Origin of the sequence: Exiguobacterium sp. s80 (assembly GCF_018618725.1) — a bacterium.
Taxonomy (GTDB): Bacteria; Bacillota; Bacilli; order Exiguobacteriales; family Exiguobacteriaceae; genus Exiguobacterium_A; species Exiguobacterium_A oxidotolerans.
Genome location: NZ_JACSMP010000013.1, coordinates 16,136 through 39,275, shown reverse-complemented (window position 1 = coordinate 39,275; position 23,140 = coordinate 16,136). Strand labels below are relative to the sequence as shown.

The following is a 23,140-nucleotide window of genomic DNA, read 5'->3' as shown; positions in this document are numbered from 1 at the left end:
CGTTCCCATGCCGAACACGGAAGTTAAGCACTTGAACGCCGAAAGTAGTTGGGGGCTTCCCCCTGTGAGGATAGGACGTTGCCAGGCAAACGGTGGTTCTGGAGCATACGCTCAAGGGCCGCCGCTTTTTTATGGACTTTTTTTGTATCTTGATGTTTTTTCAAAGATGCATGACTTATATAATAAGGAAGGAACGTGACACACATGGCAAAAAAACAAAAACTTCGAGTGGCTGTTGAAGAGAATGAAACAATCAGCGACTGCCTCGATCGGATTGATGCCATGGGTTATCGTCCGACTGTTCGACGTGAAGAACCGATTTTTGGATTAGATGCGAATGAAGAACCGTATCCGATTCGCCAACAGATCATTTTTGACTGTAAAGCGAAAACAGAATCTGACTGATTCCTTTAGACGCTCGCCTCCGGGTTATTTGTCTCTGCCAGATGTGCGTAGCTCAGGATATGTATCAGGACGTCACGACCGAGAAGAACAGGTATAGAAAACGCCGATGAATCCGTATGAAAAACGGGGTCATCGGCGTTTTTGCTTACAAAAATGAACCGTTCCTCCCTCAAATAGAGGTTGAAGCAACTTGTGAGTCAGGCCGTGCAACGTCAATCATCCCAGTTCAGCAAACTACATTTTTTGAATACAGGCTAAGGTGAAGTTCACGTAACCGTGATACTTTGCCTTTTTTTGTACAACCAATAGTAAAAATTCCGAATGCAATTAAAAAATGAATGAGCTAATTGTGTATAAAGACGAACAATAAATTTTCAGATAATTAAATTGTTCGCCTTTGGTTGACGGATGCTTCCTTGTCTTGTTAAGATGAAGGCGTGATAGGAAGATTGAATATAACACCTCGTATAATAGCAGGGATATGGCTTGCAAGTTTCTACCCGACGACCCTAAATCGTTGGACTATGGGGTATATGGATGTTCGTCGATCGTTCTTTGGCGTACCTTTTTATACCCTAAGCCACCCTTTTAGTCGTGGTTTGGGCTTTTTTTATGCAAAAAGGAGGAGACGAAGATGAGTAATGTGGAAATTGGCGTTATTATGGGAAGCCAGTCTGACTGGTCAACAATGAAAGCGACATGTGATGTACTCGATCAGCTGAACATTCGGTACGAAAAGAAAGTGGTCTCGGCCCACCGAACACCGGACTTAATGTTCCGTTACGCAGAAACAGCGCGCGAACGAGGACTGAAGGTCATTGTTGCAGGAGCGGGTGGGGCAGCCCACTTGCCAGGAATGGTGGCAGCCAAAACAACACTCCCCGTCATCGGGGTTCCGATTAAAAGCAAAGCTCTTCAAGGCATCGATTCCTTACTCTCGATCGTCCAGATGCCGGGTGGTGTGCCTGTCGCTACGGTTGCGATCGGTGAGGCGGGTGCAAAGAACGCCGGATTACTGGCAGCACAAATTCTTGGAACAGTGGACGAACGGATTGCGAGAGCACTCGACCATATGCGCGTTGAACTAGAAGGACAAGTCATCGCTTCCGAGGTGCATCTGACATGACGAAGATTGGCATCTTAGGTGGCGGCCAGCTCGGACGGATGATGGCATTATCGGCACGCGAAATGGGATACGAACTCCTGACACTGGATCCGACGGAAAATGCACCTTGCGCGCAAATCACGGATCAACAAATTGTCGCAGACTTTACGGACGTCGAAGCAGCAAAGCGTCTAGCGCAAGAATCAGATGTCGTCACATACGAATTTGAGAACATCTCGCACGAAGTCGCGATGGCAATCGGTGATAAGTTGGTCCACGGGACAGAGTTGTTGTTTCAGACGCAACACCGGATCCGGGAAAAAGAGATGATTGAACGACATGGTTATCAGGTCGCACCGTATCATGCTGTTCATACCGTTGCAGACTTGAAAGAAGCAAGCGAACGATTAGGATTACCTTTCGTCCTGAAGACGGCTCGCTTCGGTTATGACGGAAAAGGGCAGAAGGTCATTCGGACAACAGCTGATTTAGCAGGTGCCATTGAAACGTTCGAACCGACCGAATACGTCGCTGAAAAATGGTTACCGTTCGATCAAGAAATCTCCGTCATCGTCACACGGAGCGAACGGGAAACGCGTGTCTTTCCAGTCAGCGAAAACATTCACCGAGATAACATACTCCATCTGTCGATCGTTCCGGCCCGCATTTCAAATGAGCTGTCACAACAGGCAATTGATTTGGCAACGAACATTGCCGAAGCAGTCGGCTTGATTGGGACACTCGCCATCGAACTCTTTGTTGTCGGTTCAGAAATCATCGTCAATGAACTGGCGCCACGCCCACATAACTCGGGGCATTATTCCATCGATGCGTGTGAGACGTCACAGTTCGAACAGCACATCCGTGCCATCTGTGGGCTCCCGCTCGGTGATACCCGTCTGACGACACCGGTCGTCATGGCGAACATCCTAGGTCAACATGTCACAGCATTATCCGAGGAACAACATACATTATCGGCACGGACGAAAGTTCACTTATATGGAAAGCAGGAAGCGAAGACAGGACGGAAGATGGGGCACTTGAACATCTTAGCGGATTCAGTCGAAGAAGCATTAGCCGAAGTCGAGCGCCTGCAAATCTGGAAGGAGACGGTTAGATGATCGAACGGTATACACGACCTGAGATGAAAGCGATTTGGACAGAACAGAATAAATTTGAGGCTTGGTTAAAAGTCGAAATCTTAGCTTGTGAAGCGTGGAGCGAGCTTGGTGTCATTCCAAAAGAAGACGTAAAGCTCCTTTGGGACAATGCTTCGTTTGATGTGAACCGCATCAATGAAATCGAGCAAGAGACACGCCATGATGTCATCGCCTTTACACGCGCTGTATCGGAGACGCTTGGTGAAGAACGCAAATGGGTCCATTACGGACTGACGTCAACGGATGTCGTCGATACGGCACTCTCGTATCTCTTGAAGCAAGCAAACGATATTCTCGCAGCGGATCTTGACCGCTTCATCGAGATTTTGAAAGTCAAAGCGAACGAACATAAATACACGGTCATGATGGGGCGGACACACGGTGTCCATGCTGAGCCGACGACATTCGGTCTGAAGCTTGCCCTCTGGTACGAAGAGATGAAACGGAACAAAGTCCGCTTCGACGCTGCACGTGAGACCGTCGAATACGGAAAAATGTCAGGTGCGGTCGGAACGTTTGCGAACATCGACCCGTTCATCGAAAAATATGTCTGTGAGAAGCTTGGAACGAAACCGGCGCCGGTCTCGACGCAGACGTTACAGCGTGATCGTCATGCCCATTACATGTCGACGATCGCGTTAATCGCGACATCGATTGAGAAGATGGCGACGGAAATTCGTGGTCTTCAAAAAACCGAAACACGAGAAGTCGAAGAATTCTTCGCGAAAGGTCAAAAGGGATCATCCGCGATGCCACATAAACGTAACCCAATCGGTTCAGAAAACATGACAGGGCTTGCCCGGGTCATTCGTGGACACATGGTGACGGCTTACGAAAACGTCTCGCTTTGGCACGAACGGGACATTTCCCATTCATCTGCGGAACGAATCATTCTGCCGGACGCAACCGGTTTACTCAACTACATGTTGAACCGGTTCGGTAATATCGTCAAAAACTTGACAGTCTTCCCGGAAAACATGAAACGCAACATGGACCGGACGTACGGTGTCATCTTCTCCGGACACGTCTTACTCGCTTTGATTGAAAAAGGCTGGTCGCGTGAAGCCGCTTACGACTTCGTCCAACCACGGGCGATGCAAGCATGGGAAGAACAAATCATGTTCCGTGATTTGTTATGGCAGGAACAAGAGATTCAACAACTCTTTACAGAAGCAGAACTCGATGCTTGTTTTGATCCAACGTATCATACGAGCCGGGTCGATGAAATTTTTGAACGGTGTGGCTTGAACTAATCAACCTGAGACGGGGTATTGTCCCCGTCTACATCTTAGGATCCTGGGGGACGAAAGCAATGCAACCACTTTATGAAGGTAAGGCCAAACGATTATACACGACGCAGGAGCAGGACGTGCTCCGCATCGTCTACAAGGACGAAGCGACAGCATTTAATGGAGAGAAAAAGGCAGAGTTCGCAGGTAAAGGTGAACTGAACAACCGCTTGACGAGTCACTTCTTTGAAGTACTTAAAGCGGCCGACATTCCGACCCATTTCATTGAACGCATTTCCGAGCGCGAACAGCTCGTACGCCGTGTCACCATCATTCCACTCGAAGTCGTCGTCCGCAATGTCGTCGCCGGAAGCCTCAGCAAACGGCTTGGGATCAAAGAAGGAACAGTGCTCGAAACACCAATCGTTGAGTTTTACTATAAAGATGATAGCTTAGGCGATCCGCTCGTCACCCGTGCCCACATCAATTTACTGAAGATTGCGACTACGGAAGAGCTCGATTTACTTGAACAAGAAGCGAACCGTGTCAATGCCGTCTTACGTCCGTACTTTGACGAAAAGGGGATCACGCTCGTCGATTTCAAACTCGAATACGGAAAAACACCGACAGGCGAGATTCTACTGGCTGACGAAATTTCACCGGATACATGCCGTCTGTGGGATAAAGAAACGGGAGAGCACCTCGATAAAGATGTCTTCCGTCGCAACATCGGATCACTCATCGACACGTACCAAACACTATTCAATCGCCTAGGGGGAAACACACAATGAAAAAAGTCATCGTATCGATCGCATTACGGGAAAGCATTTTAGATCCACAAGGAGTCGCTGTCAAAGGTGGTCTTGCGCAACTCGGTTTTACGGGTGTCGAAGAAGTCCGGATCGGAAAACGAATCGAACTGCTCGTCTCGGATGAAACGACGGACACGATGATTCATGACATGTGCCAAAAGCTCCTCGTCAACACGGTGATGGAAGACTATCGTTTTGAAGTAGAAGGGGTGACGACGGCATGAAGTTCGCGGTCATCGTCTTTCCAGGATCGAACTGTGATTTAGATATGTACCATGCCGTTAAGGATGCGCTCGGTGAGGAAGCGGACTATGTCTTCCATACCGAAACGTCACTTGAAGGATACGATGGTGTCCTGCTTCCGGGCGGTTTCTCATACGGGGACTATCTCCGCTGCGGCGCAATCGCCCAGTTTTCACCAATCATGGAGGAAGTGAAACGATTTGCAGCAGAAGGGAAAACCGTTCTTGGTGTCTGTAACGGCTTCCAGATCCTTGTCGAAGCGGGTCTTCTCCCGGGTGTCTTGCACCGCAATACCGGACTGAAGTTCATGTGCCGGACAGTCGAACTGAAGGTCGAAAATCACGAGACACGTTTCACGTCAGATTATGCACCGGGTGAAACGATTTCGATTCCAATCGCCCACGGGGAAGGAAACTACTACTGTGACGACGCCACGTACGCGATGTTGCAGACGAATCAACAAATTGCCTTCACATACGTCGACAATCCGAACGGATCGCGCGGCGATATTGCGGGGATTACGAATAAAGCAGGGAATGTGCTCGGGATGATGCCACACCCGGAGCGTGCTGTCGAAATGCTGACAGACGGAACAGATGGACTTAAGTTATTCACTTCACTCGTCAAACAGGGGGCCCACCATGTTAAAACAACAGTCTGAACCAACGATTGAGCAAATTCAGGAGCAACGGATTTATGCGACGATGGGACTTAGCGACGCGGAGTACCAGATGGTCGTCGACTTACTCGGTCGTCAACCGAACTACACGGAAACAGGACTCTTCTCCGTCATGTGGTCAGAACACTGTTCGTACAAAACATCAAAACCGGTCTTACGCCAGTTTCCGACGACCGGTCCCCGTGTCTTGCAAGGACCAGGTGAAGGCGCAGGTGTCGTCGATATCGGTGATAATCAAGCGGTCGTCTTTAAGATCGAAAGTCATAATCATCCGTCAGCCGTCGAACCCTACCAAGGGGCAGCAACGGGTGTCGGTGGGATCATCCGCGATATCTTTTCAATGGGAGCCCGTCCTGTCGCGTTGATGAACTCGCTTCGTTTCGGACATCTCGGGACACCACGCGTCAATCAGTTGTTTGAACAAGTCGTCGCCGGGATTGCCGGATACGGCAACTGCGTCGGGATTCCGACGATTGGCGGAGAAGTCGGTTTCGACCGTTCGTATGAAGGAAACCCACTCGTCAATGCGATGTGTATCGGACTGATCAATCATGAAGATATTCAAAAAGGTCTTGCGAAAGGTGCCGGGAACTCGGTCATGTACGTCGGTGCGGCAACAGGGCGTGACGGCATCCACGGTGCTACCTTCGCTTCAGAAGATCTCGGGGAGGATACGGAAGCAAAACGTCCGGCCGTCCAAGTCGGTGACCCCTTCATGGAGAAGTTATTGATTGAAGCCTGTCTCGAAATCGTCGGCCATCCGGCACTCGTCGGGATGCAGGATATGGGCGCTGCCGGACTGACCTCGTCGTCAGCCGAGATGGCTTCGAAAGCCGGCATGGGGATTGAAATGCACCTTGATGATGTGCCGCAACGTGAAACCGGCATGACCGCTTATGAAATGATGTTATCGGAGTCGCAGGAGCGGATGTTGCTCGTCGTCGAGCGCGGACGGGAAGCGGAAATCGAAGCCATCGTCAGCAAATGGGGCTTACATGCCGTTCATGTCGGCGAAGTCATCGAAGAAAAAGTCCTTCGCCTTGTCCAGCACGGAACGATCGTCGCTGAAGTACCGGTCGATGCCCTTGCGGAAGAAGCACCGGTCTATCAAAAGCCATCGCGCGTTCCGGCTTATTATGAAGAGTTCCAAGCAATGGAAGAGACGTTGCCGGTCGTCGAGGATGTCGTCGAAACATGGCGTGCCCTGCTCAAACAACCGACGATCGCGTCAAAACGTTGGGTCTACGATCAGTATGATCATATGGTTCAAACGTCAACCGTCGTTGCACCGGGTTCCGATGCAGCCGTCATCCGTGTCCGTGGCACGAACAAAGCACTCGCGATGACGACAGACTGTAACAGCCGCTTCGTTTACCTCGATCCGTTCGTCGGTGGTCAGATCGCCGTCGCTGAAGCCGCCCGCAATATTGTTGCAAGTGGTGCAACACCACTTGCGATCACCGATTGCCTCAATTTCGGGAATCCGGATAAACCGGAAGGCTTCTGGCAACTCGAACAAGCGACGGCCGGGATGGCTGAAGCCTGCCGCGTGCTCGAGACACCGGTCATCGGCGGAAACGTTTCGCTCTACAATGAATCAGCCGGCAAAGCCGTCCACCCGACGCCGGTCGTCGGAATGGTCGGATTACATGACCAGACCGACTGGATCACGACACAACACGTCAAACAAGCAGGCGACGCAATCTACGTGCTCGGTGAGACGTTACCGGAGTTCGGTGGCAGTGAACTCCAATACATGCAATTCGAAAAATCATTCGGGAAAGCACCACGCATCGATTTGAACGTCGAACAAACCCGTTTACGTGCCTTACAAACAGCCGTTCAGGCAGGGCTCGTCACAGCCATCCATGATGTCGCGGAAGGTGGACTCGCCGTCGCCTTGGCAGAAATGACATTCGGAACGACGCTCGGTCTCGACGTGACGTTTGAAGGACCGGCGTTACATCTCTTCAGTGAATCACAATCCCGGTTCGTCGTATCGGTGAAGCCGGAGCACGAGGCAGCCTTCGTCGAACAGACAGGTGCTGAAAAACTAGGTCACGTCACAGCAGAGGATTCGATTCAAATCAAGACAACGGACACACTCATCGAAGCAACACGTTCAACACTGCAAGCCGACTGGGAAGGGGCGATCGCGTGTTATATGACATCAAAGGATTAAATGAAGAGTGTGGGGTATTCGGGATTTTCGGACAACCGGAAGCGGCACAACTTGCTTATTATGGTCTCCACAGTCTGCAACACCGGGGGCAGGAGGGCGCAGGAATCGTCGCGAGCGACGGCAACCTGCTTCTTCCACACCGGGGACAAGGACTTGTGACGGAAGTTTTTTCACAAGAGACACTCGATTCGTTAGCCGGACAGCATGCGATCGGACACGTCCGTTACTCGACAGCTGGTGGCAACACGCTCGAGAACACACAACCGCTTCACTTCAAATCACGGACGGGTGACTTGGCACTTGCCCATAACGGGAATCTCGTCAATGCCGATTCGTTAAAACATTTACTTGAGGCGGAAGGGGCGATTTTCCAGACGACAAGCGATACGGAAGTCGTCGCCCACCTCGTCAAACGGAGTAAATTACCGACACTCGAAGACCGGATTGCCGATAGTCTGGCGCGGCTTGTCGGTGCATTCGCCTTTCTTTTTTTAACGGAAGATACGTTGTACGTCGCCGTCGATCCACATGGTCTGCGCCCGTTATCACTCGGGAAAACATCAGATGGCGGCATCGTCTTTTCATCGGAAACGTGTGCTTTTGATATCGTCGGGGCCGAGTTCATTCGTGACATCGAGCCGGGAGAGCTCGTGACGATCACGACGTCCGGCATGTCATCACGGCAGTATATGGAACCGCATGAGCGGGCGATGTGTTCGATGGAATACATCTACTTTTCCCGTCCCGATTCGATGATTGATGGGGTCAATGTCCATACGGCACGAAAAGCACTTGGCAAAAAAATGTTCGAAGAAGCACCGGTCGAGGCAGATGTCGTCACAGGTGTTCCGGATTCAAGTATCTCCGCTGCGATTGGTTATGCGGAAGCGAGCGGGATTCCCTACGAGATGGGATTGATTAAAAACCGTTACGTCGGACGGACGTTCATTCAGCCGTCGCAAGAATTACGGGAACGCGGCGTTAAAATGAAACTGTCGGCACTACGGGGTGTCGTCAACGGCAAACGGGTCATCATGGTTGATGATTCCATCGTGCGTGGGACGACAAGCCGCCGCATCGTTGGACTGTTACGCGAAGCCGGGGCAACGGAAGTTCATGTCCGCATCACGGCGCCGCCCATCACGAATCCGTGTTATTACGGCATCGATACGTCGTCAAAAGACGAACTGATTTCCGCCCGCCTGACACCCAGTGAGATTTGCCAAGAAATCGGTGCTGACTCACTGGAGTTTCTGACAGTCAACGGAATGGTCAATGCGATTGACCGTCCGTTCGATGGTCCACTGAAAGGACAATGTACGGCCTGCTTCACAGGCGAATATCCGACACCGATCGGTGCACTTGAACTAGAAGCCAAACTTTGAATAGATGGGGGAACAAAGCATGAGTAAACAATACGAAGCAGCAGGTGTTAGCCTGACCGCAGGGTACGAATCCGTATCCCGGATGAAAAAACACGTCGCCCGTTCGATGCGGAAGGAAGTCATGACGGGACTCGGAAGTTTCGGTGCAATGTTCGACCTCAGTCAATTGAATCTAAAAGAACCGGTGCTCGTCAGCGGGACAGATGGCGTCGGAACGAAGTTAAAACTTGCCTTCGCCCTCGACCAACACGATACGATTGGGATTGATTGTGTCGCGATGTGTGTCAACGACATTATCGTCCAGGGTGCAGAACCGCTCTATTTCCTCGACTACATCGCACTCGGTAAAGCCATTCCGTCGAAAATCGAACGGATTGTCGCCGGTGTCGCCGAAGGCTGTGTCCAGTCGAGGTGTACGTTAATCGGTGGCGAGACGGCAGAGATGCCAGGGATGTATGCAGACGGTGAGTATGATATTGCCGGCTTTGCCGTCGGTGCCGTCGAAAAACAAAAATTGATTACTGGTGAAGGTGTTACACCCGGTGATGTCATTTTAGGGCTCGCGTCGTCAGGGGTTCACTCGAACGGATTTTCACTCGTCCGAAAAATCGTCGAAGAAAGTGGTCTTCAGTATGAAGATGAATTGATGATGCTCGGTAACACGATCGGCAATGCTTTGTTGATGCCGACACGGATTTATGTCGAAGCGGTCAAAGCAGCGCTCGAAACAGAGAAGATTCAAGCGATGGTCCATATCACGGGTGGCGGTTTCTATGAAAACGTACCACGTGTCCTTCCGGAAGGTTGCGGAGCGACGTTTGATCCGAAAAAATGGCCGACGTTACCGGTCTTCGATTGGCTTGAACAAGCCGGAAACATTCCGCGTGACGAGATGTATAACGTTTTCAACATGGGGATCGGCTACATGATGATCGTCAAGCCGGAACACGTGACCGAAGTGACGGCACGCCTGGCGCGCGAAAATGAAACGGCCTATACGATCGGGACGGTGACAGATCAAGACGGGATTCGCATCAAAGGAGTCGACCAATGAGGCTTGCCTGTTTTGCTTCCGGAAGCGGGAGTAATGTTGAAGCGTTATTTGAAGCGATTGAGGCAGGACGTTTACAGGCGACGATTGAACTCGTCGTCTGCGATCAAAAAGAGGCGCTCGTCATCGAGCGGGCACGAAGACGTGGCTGTGATGTGTTTGTTTTTACAGCCAAGGACTACCCGGATAAACCGTCTTTTGAACGCGAAATCGTTGCGGAACTAGAGCGGCGAGACGTGGAACGGATTATCCTAGCCGGATATATGCGTCTCGTCGGTGATGTCCTTCTCGCACGGTATGCCGGACGAATCGTCAACATCCATCCGTCGCTGCTTCCGGCATTTCCAGGAAAAGATGCCATCGGGCAAGCATTTCGTGGCGGAGTTAAAATCACAGGTGTTACAATTCATATAGTCGATGAAGGAATGGATACGGGACCAATCATGGCACAGGAAGCGGTCCGTATCACTGAGGATATGACGCGGGAAACGCTACAGAAAGCGATTCAGCAAGTAGAGCACAGATTGTATCCGCAAGTCATCGAAGAGTGGATTAAAGAGGGGGCAAACGTATGAGAGCGTTAATTAGTGTATCGGATAAAACAGGAGTCGTAGAACTGGGACAAGCCTTTCACGAAGCAGGGATTGAACTTGTATCGACAGGCGGGACCCATCAAGCACTTGAGGCAGCAGGACTTCCGGTCATCGGTATCAGTGAAGTCACACAATTCCCGGAGATGCTTGACGGTCGTGTGAAAACGTTACATCCAATGGTCCATGGAGGTTTACTTGGACGTCGTGATTTAGAGACGCACCGCGAACAAATGGCAGAGCAACACATCAAACCAATCGATTTCGTTGTCGTCAATCTGTATCCATTTAAGGAAACGGTTATGAAAGAGGACGTTCCTTACGCAGACGCAATTGAAAACATCGATATCGGTGGACCGAGCATGATTCGTTCTGCTGCGAAAAACCATGCAGCCGTGACGGTTGTCGTTGATCCAGCAGACTACAGCGAAATCATCAAAGAAATCAACCTCGGTGGAACGACGTTTGAAACACGCCAAAAATTAGCAGCGAAAGCCTTCCGTCATACGGCAGCCTACGACGCCTTGATTGCGGACTACTTCTTGACACAAACGGGAGAAAAATTCCCGGAGCAATTAACGATTACGCTCGAGAAGGTACAAGACTTACGCTATGGAGAAAATCCGCATCAGGAAGCGGCGTTTTATAAAACACCGATCTATCGTGGGGCGTCTCTTGCATCAGCGAACCAACTGCACGGAAAAGAATTGTCATACAACAATATTCAAGATGCCAATGCCGCACTTGAAATCCTTGATGAGTTCCGCGAAGCAGCAGCCGTCGTCGTCAAACACATGAACCCGTGTGGCGTCGCTGTCGGTCCGACAATCGACGAAGCCTTCCGCCGGGCGCATGCAGCAGATCCGGTCTCGATCTTTGGCGGCATCGTCGCTCTGAACCGTGAAGTCGATCTCGCGACAGCGGAGCAGCTCAGTGGCATCTTCCTTGAAATCATCATCGCCCCATCGTTTACGACAGAAGCATTCGAGTTGTTGGCAGCGAAGAAAAACCTGCGTTTGCTTGAACTGGATGTCAAACGTGTCCAAGCGATTCGCTATACAGCGGTCGCTGGCGGTATGCTTGTCCAGGATAGCGACGATGAGACGTTATATGATGCAGCAGCACGTGTCGTCACGGACCGTAAACCGACAGCAGCCGAATGGGAAGACTTGAAGCTCGCATGGCGTGCTGTCAAACACGTCAAGTCGAACGCGATTGTTTTAGCGAAAGATGAAGTGACGGTCGGTGTCGGGGCAGGGCAGATGAACCGTGTCGGGTCGGCGAGCATCGCCATCGCGCAAGCCGGTGACAAGGCGATTGGTGCATCTCTCGCATCTGACGCCTTCTTCCCGATGCGCGATACGGTCGAAGCCGCGGCGGCAGCCGGGATTACGGCAATCATCCAACCGGGTGGGTCGATTCGTGACCAAGAGTCGATTGATGCGTGTAACGAACACGGCGTCACGATGATCTTTACGAATGTCCGTCATTTCAAACACTGAGTGGAGGCGACTTGCATGAAGGTATTAGTAATCGGAAAAGGCGGGCGTGAACACGCGCTCGTCTGGAAGCTAGCACAAGATGAACGAGTCAAAACGATTTATGCCGCGCCGGGAAATGTCGGGATGACGGAAGCCACATGTGTCCCGATTCGGGAAGATGCCATCAGTGAGCTTGTCCAATTTGCTAAAGACGAACAGATTGATTGGACGATTGTCGGACCAGAGGGCCCACTTGTCCTCGGTGTCGTCAATGCCTTCGAAGCAGCGGGTCTTAAGATTTTTGGTCCTTCGCGTGAAGCGGCGGCACTTGAAGGAAGTAAACAGTTCGCCAAAGGATTGATGGAACGGGCAGGGATTCCGACGGCAGCATTCGCTGTCTTTACATCGGCAGAAGAAGCGAAAGCGTATGTCTCCCGTCAAGGGGCACCGATCGTCATCAAAGCAGATGGTCTCGCAGCAGGTAAAGGCGTCACGGTGGCGACGACGCTCGATGAAGCAGTTCGCGCAATTGAAGACATCTTCGCCGGTGACTTCGGTGACCAAAGTAGTGTCGTCATCGAAGAATGTCTCGTCGGAGAAGAGTGTTCCTTGATGGCATTCGTCCATGAAGAGACCGTCATCCCGATGGTCTTGTCGCAAGATCACAAGCGCGCCTTCGATGGTGATGCCGGACCGAATACCGGTGGAATGGGAGCTTACAGCCCGTTGCCTCAATTCGATGAACAAGCCGTCACGGATGAAGCGATGACACGGATTTTGCGTCCCCTCGTCGAGCAGATGGCAAGCGAAGGGATTCCCTTTACAGGATTCTTATACGCGGGTCTGATGTTGACGAACCGCGGACCGTCCGTCATCGAGTTTAATGCGCGGTTCGGGGATCCGGAAACAGAAGTCATCTTACCGCGTCTCGAAACCCCCTTGCTCGATGTCATCATCCCGCTCGCAGCAGGTGAGGAACCTGAAGTCCTGTGGTCTGATGCTGCGACGGTCGGTGTCGTCATCGCGGCAGACGGATATCCGGAACGACCGCAGACAGGACAACCGATTGATCTTACATCAATCGATTCGAAAGTCTTAGTCTTTCATGCCGGGACGACAGAAAAGGACGATACACTCGTTTCAGCAGGCGGGCGTGTCCTCGTCTGTGTCAGTCAAGCCGCGACGATGGAAGCAGCAGTCGCTGATATTTATCAAGGGTTAGCTTCGTTTGATCAAACCGGTTTCTTTTACCGGACGGATATTGCGAAAAAGGCGTTTCGGACAACATGAATTTGAATATAACTGTTATGTAAAAGCCAAGCGATTTCGCTTGGCTTTTTTTTGAAAGAAGGGTTTTGACAAAAAGTTTTTCCTTCTTGTGCTTTTCCTTGTAAGAGTCACGAGAAGCGAAAGCTGTGTCGGGATGTCGTTTTTTGAGAGGTTGGTTTTGACAAAAAGATTCTTCCTTCTCGTGCTTTCCTCGGGCGAGGCGCGAGCCGTTGCTCCTTGATTCTACGAACAAGTAGCAGGGTCTCGCCTGCCTCTGACAGCGCGAACCGCGCTATTCCCCGCAGGAGTCACGAGAAGCGAAACTTTTGTCAGGACGTGACTTCCGACTTGAATCGCTTCTTAGCGAAAAGCAATCAAGAGCGACCCTGCAGCGTAGCGAAGCGGCGCGAAGGATTGCCGCTAGAAGACGATTCGAGAAGGAGAGGAGCGGCTGACATGATAAGCATCAGGTTCGATACAGTCCAACACCGGAAAAAATGTGAGAAGAGCAGACGTTCAATCGAAGGAACAAGCGAAAGTTGATTGTCTTCCTTGACAGTTTTGTGTTATTTTGTCGAAATAGGTCGGATATACATGAAATTACCTTGAAACTTTTTTGATAACATTTTAGTATAAGAAGTATAAGAAAGCGTTTTCAGAAAATAAAAGGAGGTCGAGCTTTCGTGAAAAAGAATTGTGGAAGGTCCCCTTGGACGAAAACTGAAGTACGTGGTCACCAAGCGGTCATCAGCGGACAGCTTGCACCTACACTCGTACTTGAAAATGCGACGTACTTAAATCATGGGTTGAAAGCATGGCGCACGGCGAATATCTGGGTTAGCGGAGACCGGATTATCTATGTCGGACCGGATATGCCGGACCAGGCGGACGAGGTCTACGATGCAACAGGGAAATTCATCGTACCAGGATACATTGAACCGCATGCCCATCCCTTCCAATTATATAATCCGGCGACGCTCGCGAAGTTTGCTGCGGAGCGTGGAACGACGACACTCGTCAATGATAATATGCTCCTTTTGTTAGAGCCCGTCGAGCAAGCGTTTGCACAAGTTGAAGCGTTAGCGGATATTCCGACATCGATGTATTGGTGGGCACGACTCGACGCACAGACGGAACTTGATGCAGATAGTATCTCGATTGACAACAAGCGGATTCAAGCCTGGCTCAAACATCCCCAAGTTATTCAGGCGGGAGAATTGACAGGATGGCCCCGTCTTTCACAAGGCGATGATGAGTTACTTCAATGGATGCAGGACGCGATGAAGCTCGGAAAACCGATTGAAGGGCATTTCCCGGGAGCATCTGCGAAAACCCTGACAAAGATGGCACTTTATGGCGTAACGAGTGACCATGAGGCGATGACGGTCGAGGAAGCATTGACGCGTCTTGAATTAGGATATACGACGACGATTCGTTACTCATCGATTCGTCCTGATTTACCGGACATTTTTGCAGGACTTGTCGAAGCCGGATTACAAAATTATGAAAAGGTCCTCGTGACGACAGATGGTTCGACACCGTCCTTCTATAAGTCTGGTTTGATGGACGAGACGGTCCGCTTGATGCTTGCTGCGGGAATTCCGGCAGAAGAAGCGTACCGGATTGCCTCGTACAATGCAGCACGTCACTTTAATCTTGATCATCTCCTGGGAAGTATCGCACCGGGACGGATTGCCCACTTAAATATTTTAGAAGCGATCGATCAACCGACACCCGTCGATGTCCTAGCACGCGGGACGTGGGTCCGGCGCGACGATATTCCGTGCTACCCCGTTGAAGCACTCGATCAAGCGATGGAATTAATGCAGAAGTCTGAAGTCAGCGTCTCATTGACGGATCAAGATTTTTCATTCAGCATGCCGGTTGGTCTTGAGATGATCAACTCGGTCATCATGAAATTGTATCAAGTTGAACATGATACGAGTGTGCCTGTCTTACCTGCCGATTGCAATGAGTCGTTTTTAATGTTGCTTGATCGGCAAGGGAAATGGCGCCTTAATACGGTTTTGAAAAACTTTGCGACGAACGTCGGGGGGATGGTCAGTTCCTATTCAATCAGTGGTGATATCTTAATGATCGGGAAATCGAAACAAGATATGCAGGTGGCGTTTGAACGGATGAAAGCATTCGGTGGGGGAATTGTTCTCGTCGAAGACGGGGAAGTGATTGCCGAGATTCCGTTGACGTTGATGGGACAGACTTCTGATTTACCGCTCGAAGACTTAATCGTTCAGGAAACAGCATTGCGTGAAGCGTTGTTCGCACGGGGGTACCAATTCGAAGATCCGATTTATACGTTATTATTCCTTGCATCGACGCACTTGCCGTATGTCCGCATCACGCCGCAAGGCATCTATGAAGTCCTTCGGAAAAAAGTTCTTTTCCCAGCGATTTTACGCTGATGCTTGAAATTTAAAACGTCGCGCTTTAAACTATTAAAGAGTGATTGAATGGGAAAGGAAGTTACAAGATGCAACTCGATAAATTACGAGGGAAAGAACTCGACCAATTATTTACGGCCATCATGAAGATGGATTCATTAGAAGATTGCTACACTTTATTTGAAGATTTAGCGACGGTCAACGAGATTCAAGCGCTTGCGCAACGTCTCGAAGTGGCACGTCAACTACGTGAAGGAAACACGTATCATAAAATCGAGAAGGCGACCGGGGCGTCGACGGCGACGATTTCACGTGTGAAACGTTGTTTGAACTATGGCTCTGGTGGTTACGATTTAGCGTTAGCACGTTTAGGTTTGAAAGAAGAAACAGTAGCGGATAACTAATCGGTTATCCGCTGCTTTGATGAAGGAGGACGAACCTGGATGGATTTAGCGTTTCAACAAAAGATTCAGCATTTCATTCGAAAACTGACGCCGATCCAGTCGCTCGTCATCATCTATTTCGTTGCTGTCATCATCGCAATCATTTTATTAGGACTACCGTGGTCGACCCGTGGAGACTATGACTGGGATTTTACAGACTTGGTGTTCATGGCGGTTAGCTGTGTCAGTGTGACCGGATTGACGACCGTTTCCGTCTCCGATACGTTTACGACGTTCGGATATTTTATGATCATGATTTTGGTGCAGGTAAGTGGAATTGGCTTGATGTCGCTCCATATCGCGATGTGGGTCATCTTGGGGAAGCGAATCGGTTTTCGAGAACGGCAACTCGTCGTTCGTGATCAAAACCAGACGACGATGCAAGGGGTCGTCAAATATATCCGTGAAGTCATCTTAATCATTCTTTCCATTGAATTGATCGGTGCACTTATTTTAGGCCTTTATTATACGAAATACTTTCCGACGATCGGTGAAGCAATGTTGCAAGGTGTCTTCGGTTCAGTCAGTGCGACGACGAACGCGGGGTTCGATATCACAGGAGAGTCGCTTCTTCCGTTTCGAGGAGACTTATTTGTCGTCTTTATGCAAATCGTCTTATTGACACTCGGTGCGATTGGTTTCCCTGTACTTGTTGAAGTGCGACGATACTTTGCCTACCGGGCAACACGTCAATCGACACGACAACCGTATCACTTTTCGTTATTTACGAAACTGACAGCCTCGACGTTCTTCATCCTCGTCCTGTTCGGGACAGGCAGTCTGTTGCTGTTTGAATGGAACCAGTCCTTTAAAGGATTACCGATTGATGAAAAAATTGTCGATGCGCTGTTCCAGTCGGTTACGACACGAAATGGTGGATTGACGACGGTTGATATTACGACATTTTCACAAGCTTCCGTCTTCGTCTTATCCATTTTAATGTTCATCGGTGCTTCTCCATCATCCGTCGGCGGGGGGATCAGGACAACAACGTTTGCTGTTGCATTACTTAGTGTTGTCGCCTTCATCCGTGGAGAATATGGAATCAAGATTTTCGGACGTGAAATTGACCAATCGGACATTTGGAAATCGTTCGTCGTCATTGTCGTTTCGACGGGAGTGACGATCATCGGATTGATTGTCTTGCTCATGTTCGAGGATGCACCATTCCTCGTGCTGTTCTTTGAAGCATGTTCCGCGTTCGGAACGACCGGGTTATCGCTCGGGATCACGAGTGAGTTATCGAATGTCGGAAAATGGACATTATCGATTTTAATGTTCATCGGACGAATCGGTGTCATCTCGTTTGTCTTACTCTTAAAAGCGAATCAGCCAAAACGAAAATACAATTATCCGAAGGAATCCGTCATTATCGGTTAAGGAGACGATTGCATGAATCGTGCATTTTGGATTAATTTTGGTTACATCTTTGCTGTTCCGGCGTTGCCATTTCTGGCAATCGTCAATGGACGGGCACTCTGCTCGCCTGAATCATCGTTACTCGACGTCCCGGTGCTCGGTTTTTTTCTCGCTGAGCCATGGGCATTCGCCGTCCTTTACGGATTTTTAGCGCTCGGACTCGCAGCACTCTTAACGAAACGACGCGCGACTACTTGACCTATCTCGCCCTGCGCGAGATGGGTTTTTGTTTTATACTAATTAGAGATGAACAAGATAGGAAGGATGGGACGAACGTGTTACTACCGTATGATGAATGGCGGCATGTCTTTAAATTAGATCCAGCAAAAGAAATCGAGGAGACGACCCTCGCAGCAATCGCAACCTCTGGAACAGATGCAATCATCGTCGGCGGAACCGATGATATTACGCTGGATGCGACGCTCGACTTACTGATGCGTCTGCGAAGATATCCGGTCGCGGTCGCACTTGAAATTTCTGAGCTCGAAGCGGCGACGATGGGGTTTGATACGTATTTGACTCCGAGCGTCTTAAATAGTGGTACGCTAGAATATCTGGTCGAAAAACAGGTCGAAGCCTTACAGGAAGTCGGGCATATGCTGGCCCATGCCGACCTGGTCGGAGAAGGCTACATCGTCTTGAATCCGGAGGCGAAGGTCGCGCACGTCACAAAAGCAAAAGTATTACAGGACGAAGAAGTCGTCGCCTACGCTCAACTCGCGGACAGTGTGTTCCGTCTGCCGATCGTCTATCTTGAGTACAGCGGCGTCTATGGCAATCCGGAAGTCGTCGCAGCCGTCAAGGACGTCGTCCGGCAGGCGCGGCTGTTTTATGGGGGCGGAATCGATTCCGTCGAGCGGGCTCGGGAAATGTTCCGGTATGCTGATACAATTGTCGTCGGAAATATCATTTATGAGGATTTAAAAGCAGCACTTGCGACAGTAGAAGCAACACGATAAAATATAAGAACAAAAGTTCGGAAAAAAAGAAATGAGGCTATTACATGTTTAATTTAAGTGAACAGCTCGTGAGCGGATTGAATCCGGAGCAGGCGAAAGCGGTCAAACATACGGACGGTCCCTTGCTGATCATGGCAGGAGCCGGTTCAGGGAAAACACGTGTTTTGACGCATCGTGTCGCCTATTTGATGGCGGAAAAACAAGTCGCACCATGGAACATCTTAGCGATTACCTTTACGAATAAAGCCGCACGGGAAATGCGTGACCGAATCGGTCGTTTAGTCGGCGGGGTCGCAAACGACATCTGGGTCTCGACCTTCCACTCGATGTGTGTCAGGATGTTACGTCGTGATATCGATAAGCTTGGTTACGACCGGAACTTTACAATCCTTGATTCAAGCGATCAGCAGTCGGCACTTAAATTGGTCTTGAAAGAACAGAACCTTGATCCGAAGAAATGGGATCCACGGTCGATGCTCTCTATTATTTCAAGTCAAAAAAATGAATTACGGAGTGCTGAGTTCTATGCGTCAATCGTGACGAATCCATATGAAAAAACAGTCGCTGAAATTTATAAAGGATACGAATCCGTCTTACGCCGCAATAATGCGCTCGATTTCGATGACTTGATTGGCAAGACAACAGAGTTATTCAAACAAGCACCGGACGTACTCGCCTTTTATCAAAAAAAATTCCGTTACATCCATGTCGATGAGTATCAAGATACGAACAAAGCCCAATACGATCTCGTTAACTTATTAGCAGCCGCACATCAAAACCTCTGTGTCGTCGGTGACTCCGATCAGTCGATTTATCGCTGGCGTGGTGCGGATATCGCGAACATCTTGTCGTTTGAAGAGGATTATCCGACAGCCCGCGTCATCTTGCTCGAACAAAACTATCGTTCGTCCAAACGAATTCTTGATGCGGCAAACCATGTCATCAAAAACAACAGTACACGAAAAGATAAAAAGCTTTGGACGGAAAATCTCGAAGGGGAAAAATTGATTATCCATACGGCGGAAAACGAGCGGGAAGAGGCCTTTTACATCGTCCAAGAAATTCGCAATTCGCTACGTTACGGGATGAAGCTTAACGACATCGCAATTTTGTACCGGACGAACGCTCAATCGCGTGCAATCGAGGAAACGTTACTGAAGTCAAACGTACCGTACAAAATGATTGGCGGAACAAAGTTCTACGATCGAAAAGAAATCAAAGACGTTCTTGCCTATCTCCGCCTGATTTCGAACCCGAACGAGGATTTATCCTTTGCCCGAATCGTCAATGAACCGAAACGTGGAATCGGGGCGACAACGATTGATAAATTACGTGACTTCGCTGATCTTCAGGGTGTGTCCTTGATGGATGCCATCCGTGATATCGAATTGTCGAATATCGCACCAAAGACGGCAGCTAAATTGACGGATTTCCGGACGATGATCATGGGGTTACGTCAGATGCAGGAATTTATCAGCATCTCGGAGCTCGTCGAGGAAGTTCTTGAAAAATCAGGCTATCGTCAAGTCTTAAAGGAAGACAAGACGCTTGAAGCACAAAGTCGTCTTGAGAACATCAACGAGTTCATCACTGTCGCGCAAAACTTCGAGAAGGAGACAGAAGGAGAAGATCCGGAAGACCGGACGATCATTGCCTTCTTGACCGACTTGACACTCGTCGCCGATGTTGATTCGCTTGATGAAACGGATCCAGGTGAGCAAGTCACGTTGATGACGTTGCACTCGGCGAAAGGGCTTGAGTTCCCGGTCGTCTTCCTGATTGGAATGGAAGAAGGTTTGTTCCCGCACAGCCGTTCGCTGCAAGATGAAGACGAGATGGAAGAAGAACGCCGCCTGGCCTACGTCGGCATCACGCGAGCAGAAAAACGACTTTATCTCTCGCATGCGCGGATGCGCTCGTTATACGGACGGACAAATGCGAACCAAGAATCGCGTTTCTTAGCCGAGTTACCGGAAGAAGTTATCGAACGGACTGGTAAAAAACCCAAACCACTCCCATGGGAAGATCGTCCGGTTCCGCAAGGGAAAGCTGTTATCGGTCGTTCGGTCACGAAACCGACAGCGATGAAAATATCCGGCGCCGAGTCACTTGGCTGGAATGTCGGGGACAAGGCAGAGCATGGTAAGTGGGGGCAAGGAACGGTCGTCCAAACACGTGGGTCTGGCGATAGTCTTGAGATTGATATCGCGTTCCCGGCAGTCGGGATTAAACGGCTGCTTGCAAAATTCGCACCAATTAAAAAGGTATGAGTGGAGGCGTCAAAATGGAAGACCAAGCACGCATCGAAGCATTGCGCCAAAAACTAAATCAGTACAGCTATGAATATTACGTAAAAGATCAGCCGACCGTACCGGATAGCACGTACGATCAATTGCTACGGGAACTGACTGAACTGGAAACGGCCCATCCGGAACTGATTACGGCGGATTCTCCGACCCAACGTGTCGGAGCAGCGCCACTCGAAGCATTCGAAAAGGTGACGCATGACTTACCGATGCTCTCACTTGGCAACGTATTCGATGAAACGGAGATCCGGGAATGGGTCGAGCGGATTGAACGGTCGCTCGGTCGTGCAACGACATATGTCGCGGAGTTGAAGTTCGACGGACTCGCGATTTCTTTAAAGTATGAAGACGGACTACTCGTTCGTGGGGCGACACGAGGTGACGGAACGGTCGGGGAGAACATTACCCAAAACTTACGGACGATTAAAGCGTTACCGTTACGTCTGCGTGAGCAGGAGACGGTTGAAGTTCGCGGCGAAGCCTACATGCCGAAACAATCGTTCGAGCGCTTAAACGAGGAACGGACGGCACGCGAAGAAGCATTATTCGCCAATCCACGAAATGCCGCAGCCGGTAGCTTACGGCAACTCGACTCGTCGATAACGGCGTCACGCAATTTATCGTTATTCGTCTACGGTGTCGGTGTCAATACGCTGACGGCGCGCTCTCATAGTGAAGCGATGGAACAACTGGCACAGCTCGGTTTACCGACGAACAAAGAAATGAAAACATGTCAGACGGTAGAAGATATTTTAGCGTTCATCACGTACTGGACGGCAGAACGTGCGACATTGCCGTATGAAATCGATGGCATCGTGCTCAAGGTCGACCGTTATGACGATCAGGAAGAACTCGGATTTACTGCGAAGAGTCCACGATTTGCGACTGCCTATAAATTTGCTGCTGAAGAAGTGATGACGACCGTCGAAGAAGTTGACTTTAGTGTCGGACGGACCGGGAAAGTGACACCACGCGCAAGGTTCGCACCCGTCGTCGTTGCCGGTTCGACCGTCAGTTATGCGACGTTACACAACGCGGACTTCATCATGGAAAAAGATATCCGCCTGCACGATCAAGTCATCATTAAAAAAGCGGGGGACGTTATTCCGGCTGTCGTCAGTGTCGTCGTTTCAGAACGAACGGGGGCGGAACAACCGATTGAATTCCCGAAACAATGTCCTGCCTGTCAGTCGGAGCTCGTCCGCCTCGAAGGTGAAGTCGACGTGCGCTGCGTCAGTCCGGAATGTCCCGCCCAGTTGACGGAAGGCATCATCCACTTCGTCTCGCGCCAAGCGATGAACATCGATGGGCTTGGTGAAAAAGTTGTCCGTCAACTGTATGAACATCAAGCAATTCGGACGCTTGCTGATTTGTATCGTCTCGATCGTGACGAACTCTTGACCTATGAACGGATGGGAGAAACGTCAGTCGATAAGTTACTGGCGGCAATCGAGGCGTCGAAACAAAATTCGCTCGAACGCCTCGTCTTTGGTCTTGGGATCCGTCTCGTCGGTCAAAAAGCAGCGTATCTGCTCGCAGAACGTTTTGATACGTTAACCGGAATCGCGCAAGCAAGTTACGATGAAATTGTGGCGATCGACGGAGTCGGCAGTAAAATTGCTGACTCAATTACGCAGTACTTCGAGCATCCGGAAGCACAGGCACTAATCCAGGATTTAGCAGCGCTTGGGCTGAATCAACAGTTTCTTGGTCAACGGATCGATCAATCGAATGCACCGTTCTCCGGGAAAACGATTGTTTTGACCGGGACACTGGAATCGCTAAAACGTTCGGAAGCTGGAAAGCGTCTTGAGGTACTCGGTGCGGACGTGACCGGGAGTGTTAGTAAGAAAACCGATATCTTAGTCGCAGGTGAAAAGGCGGGGTCGAAGTTGACGAAGGCTGAATCACTCGGAATTGAGATTTGGGATGAGGCACGATTGCTGGAAGAATTGGCACGACACGAGGCGTGATTTAAAATAAGCGATTCAGAGTAGGGTCTACGCCTTAAAAAAATCCG

The 23,140-nt window shown here is 50.0% G+C and carries 20 protein-coding genes, 1 rRNA gene and 1 riboswitch; all 21 genes read left to right on the top strand.

Annotated features, from left to right (window positions below):
* Nucleotides 1–87 (top strand): 5S ribosomal RNA (gene rrf, locus KNP94_RS15175); the annotation flags it as partial.
* A gap of 117 nt (nt 88–204) precedes the next feature.
* A complete protein-coding gene (locus tag KNP94_RS15170; protein WP_029332581.1) occupies nt 205–405 on the top strand; it encodes an NETI motif-containing protein in 201 nt (66 codons plus the stop codon).
* A gap of 443 nt (nt 406–848) precedes the next feature.
* Nucleotides 849–950, top strand: a riboswitch (purine riboswitch).
* An 89-nt stretch (nt 951–1,039) separates the two neighbouring features.
* Nucleotides 1,040–1,531 (top strand): 5-(carboxyamino)imidazole ribonucleotide mutase, encoded by a 492-nt coding sequence (purE, locus tag KNP94_RS15165; RefSeq protein ID WP_088836265.1) that lies wholly within the window; start codon nt 1,040–1,042, stop codon nt 1,529–1,531.
* Complete coding sequence (purK, locus tag KNP94_RS15160; RefSeq protein WP_215115922.1) at nt 1,528–2,631, top strand: 5-(carboxyamino)imidazole ribonucleotide synthase; 1,104 nt, start codon at nt 1,528–1,530, stop codon at nt 2,629–2,631. The genes purE and purK overlap by 4 nt, the downstream gene beginning before the upstream one ends.
* The gene (gene purB / locus KNP94_RS15155; protein ID WP_214812202.1) at nt 2,628–3,923 is read left to right on the top strand and encodes an adenylosuccinate lyase; all 1,296 of its coding nucleotides are present in this window, start codon (nt 2,628–2,630) and stop codon (nt 3,921–3,923) included. Before purK ends, purB begins: the two co-directional genes overlap by 4 nt.
* 59 nt (nt 3,924–3,982) lie before the next feature.
* Entirely contained in the window at nt 3,983–4,690 is a 708-nt protein-coding gene (gene purC / locus KNP94_RS15150) for a phosphoribosylaminoimidazolesuccinocarboxamide synthase (protein WP_215115921.1), read from the top strand.
* Nucleotides 4,687–4,935 (top strand): phosphoribosylformylglycinamidine synthase subunit PurS, encoded by a 249-nt coding sequence (gene purS, locus KNP94_RS15145; protein WP_088836270.1) that lies wholly within the window; start codon nt 4,687–4,689, stop codon nt 4,933–4,935. Before purC ends, purS begins: the two co-directional genes overlap by 4 nt.
* Complete coding sequence (gene purQ, locus KNP94_RS15140; protein ID WP_215115920.1) at nt 4,932–5,615, top strand: phosphoribosylformylglycinamidine synthase subunit PurQ; 684 nt, start codon at nt 4,932–4,934, stop codon at nt 5,613–5,615. The genes purS and purQ overlap by 4 nt, the downstream gene beginning before the upstream one ends.
* Nucleotides 5,596–7,815: a phosphoribosylformylglycinamidine synthase subunit PurL gene (gene purL / locus KNP94_RS15135; protein WP_088836272.1), complete on the top strand. Its 2,220-nt coding sequence runs from the start codon at nt 5,596–5,598 to the stop codon at nt 7,813–7,815. The genes purQ and purL overlap by 20 nt, the downstream gene beginning before the upstream one ends.
* On the top strand, nt 7,791–9,200 hold the full coding sequence (purF, locus tag KNP94_RS15130) for an amidophosphoribosyltransferase (protein ID WP_214770112.1): 1,410 nt from the start codon (nt 7,791–7,793) through the stop codon (nt 9,198–9,200). Before purL ends, purF begins: the two co-directional genes overlap by 25 nt.
* A 19-nt stretch (nt 9,201–9,219) precedes the next feature.
* Nucleotides 9,220–10,254, top strand: coding sequence for a phosphoribosylformylglycinamidine cyclo-ligase (gene purM / locus KNP94_RS15125; RefSeq protein WP_215115919.1), 1,035 nt, complete (start codon nt 9,220–9,222; stop codon nt 10,252–10,254).
* On the top strand, nt 10,251–10,826 hold the full coding sequence (gene purN, locus KNP94_RS15120; RefSeq protein WP_214766759.1) for a phosphoribosylglycinamide formyltransferase: 576 nt from the start codon (nt 10,251–10,253) through the stop codon (nt 10,824–10,826). Before purM ends, purN begins: the two co-directional genes overlap by 4 nt.
* The gene (purH, locus tag KNP94_RS15115; protein WP_215115918.1) at nt 10,823–12,343 is read left to right on the top strand and encodes a bifunctional phosphoribosylaminoimidazolecarboxamide formyltransferase/IMP cyclohydrolase; all 1,521 of its coding nucleotides are present in this window, start codon (nt 10,823–10,825) and stop codon (nt 12,341–12,343) included. The genes purN and purH overlap by 4 nt, the downstream gene beginning before the upstream one ends.
* A gap of 15 nt (nt 12,344–12,358) precedes the next feature.
* The gene (gene purD / locus KNP94_RS15110; protein WP_088836280.1) at nt 12,359–13,612 is read left to right on the top strand and encodes a phosphoribosylamine--glycine ligase; all 1,254 of its coding nucleotides are present in this window, start codon (nt 12,359–12,361) and stop codon (nt 13,610–13,612) included.
* A gap of 662 nt (nt 13,613–14,274) precedes the next feature.
* On the top strand, nt 14,275–16,014 hold the full coding sequence (locus KNP94_RS15105) for an adenine deaminase C-terminal domain-containing protein (protein ID WP_088836281.1): 1,740 nt from the start codon (nt 14,275–14,277) through the stop codon (nt 16,012–16,014).
* 68 nt (nt 16,015–16,082) lie between these two features.
* Nucleotides 16,083–16,397 (top strand): YerC/YecD family TrpR-related protein, encoded by a 315-nt coding sequence (locus KNP94_RS15100; RefSeq protein ID WP_029332595.1) that lies wholly within the window; start codon nt 16,083–16,085, stop codon nt 16,395–16,397.
* A gap of 39 nt (nt 16,398–16,436) precedes the next feature.
* Nucleotides 16,437–17,816 (top strand): TrkH family potassium uptake protein, encoded by a 1,380-nt coding sequence (locus KNP94_RS15095; protein ID WP_088836282.1) that lies wholly within the window; start codon nt 16,437–16,439, stop codon nt 17,814–17,816.
* A gap of 12 nt (nt 17,817–17,828) precedes the next feature.
* Nucleotides 17,829–18,053, top strand: coding sequence for a hypothetical protein (locus KNP94_RS15090; protein WP_088836283.1), 225 nt, complete (start codon nt 17,829–17,831; stop codon nt 18,051–18,053).
* Nucleotides 18,054–18,130: 77 nt separating this feature from the next.
* Complete coding sequence (gene pcrB / locus KNP94_RS15085; RefSeq protein ID WP_353048337.1) at nt 18,131–18,814, top strand: heptaprenylglyceryl phosphate synthase; 684 nt, start codon at nt 18,131–18,133, stop codon at nt 18,812–18,814.
* Between the two features lie 44 nt (nt 18,815–18,858).
* Nucleotides 18,859–21,084, top strand: coding sequence for a DNA helicase PcrA (gene pcrA / locus KNP94_RS15080; RefSeq protein WP_215115917.1), 2,226 nt, complete (start codon nt 18,859–18,861; stop codon nt 21,082–21,084).
* A 14-nt stretch (nt 21,085–21,098) separates the two neighbouring features.
* On the top strand, nt 21,099–23,093 hold the full coding sequence (gene ligA, locus KNP94_RS15075) for an NAD-dependent DNA ligase LigA (RefSeq protein ID WP_215115916.1): 1,995 nt from the start codon (nt 21,099–21,101) through the stop codon (nt 23,091–23,093).
* The last annotated feature ends 47 nt before the right edge of the window (nt 23,094–23,140 follow it).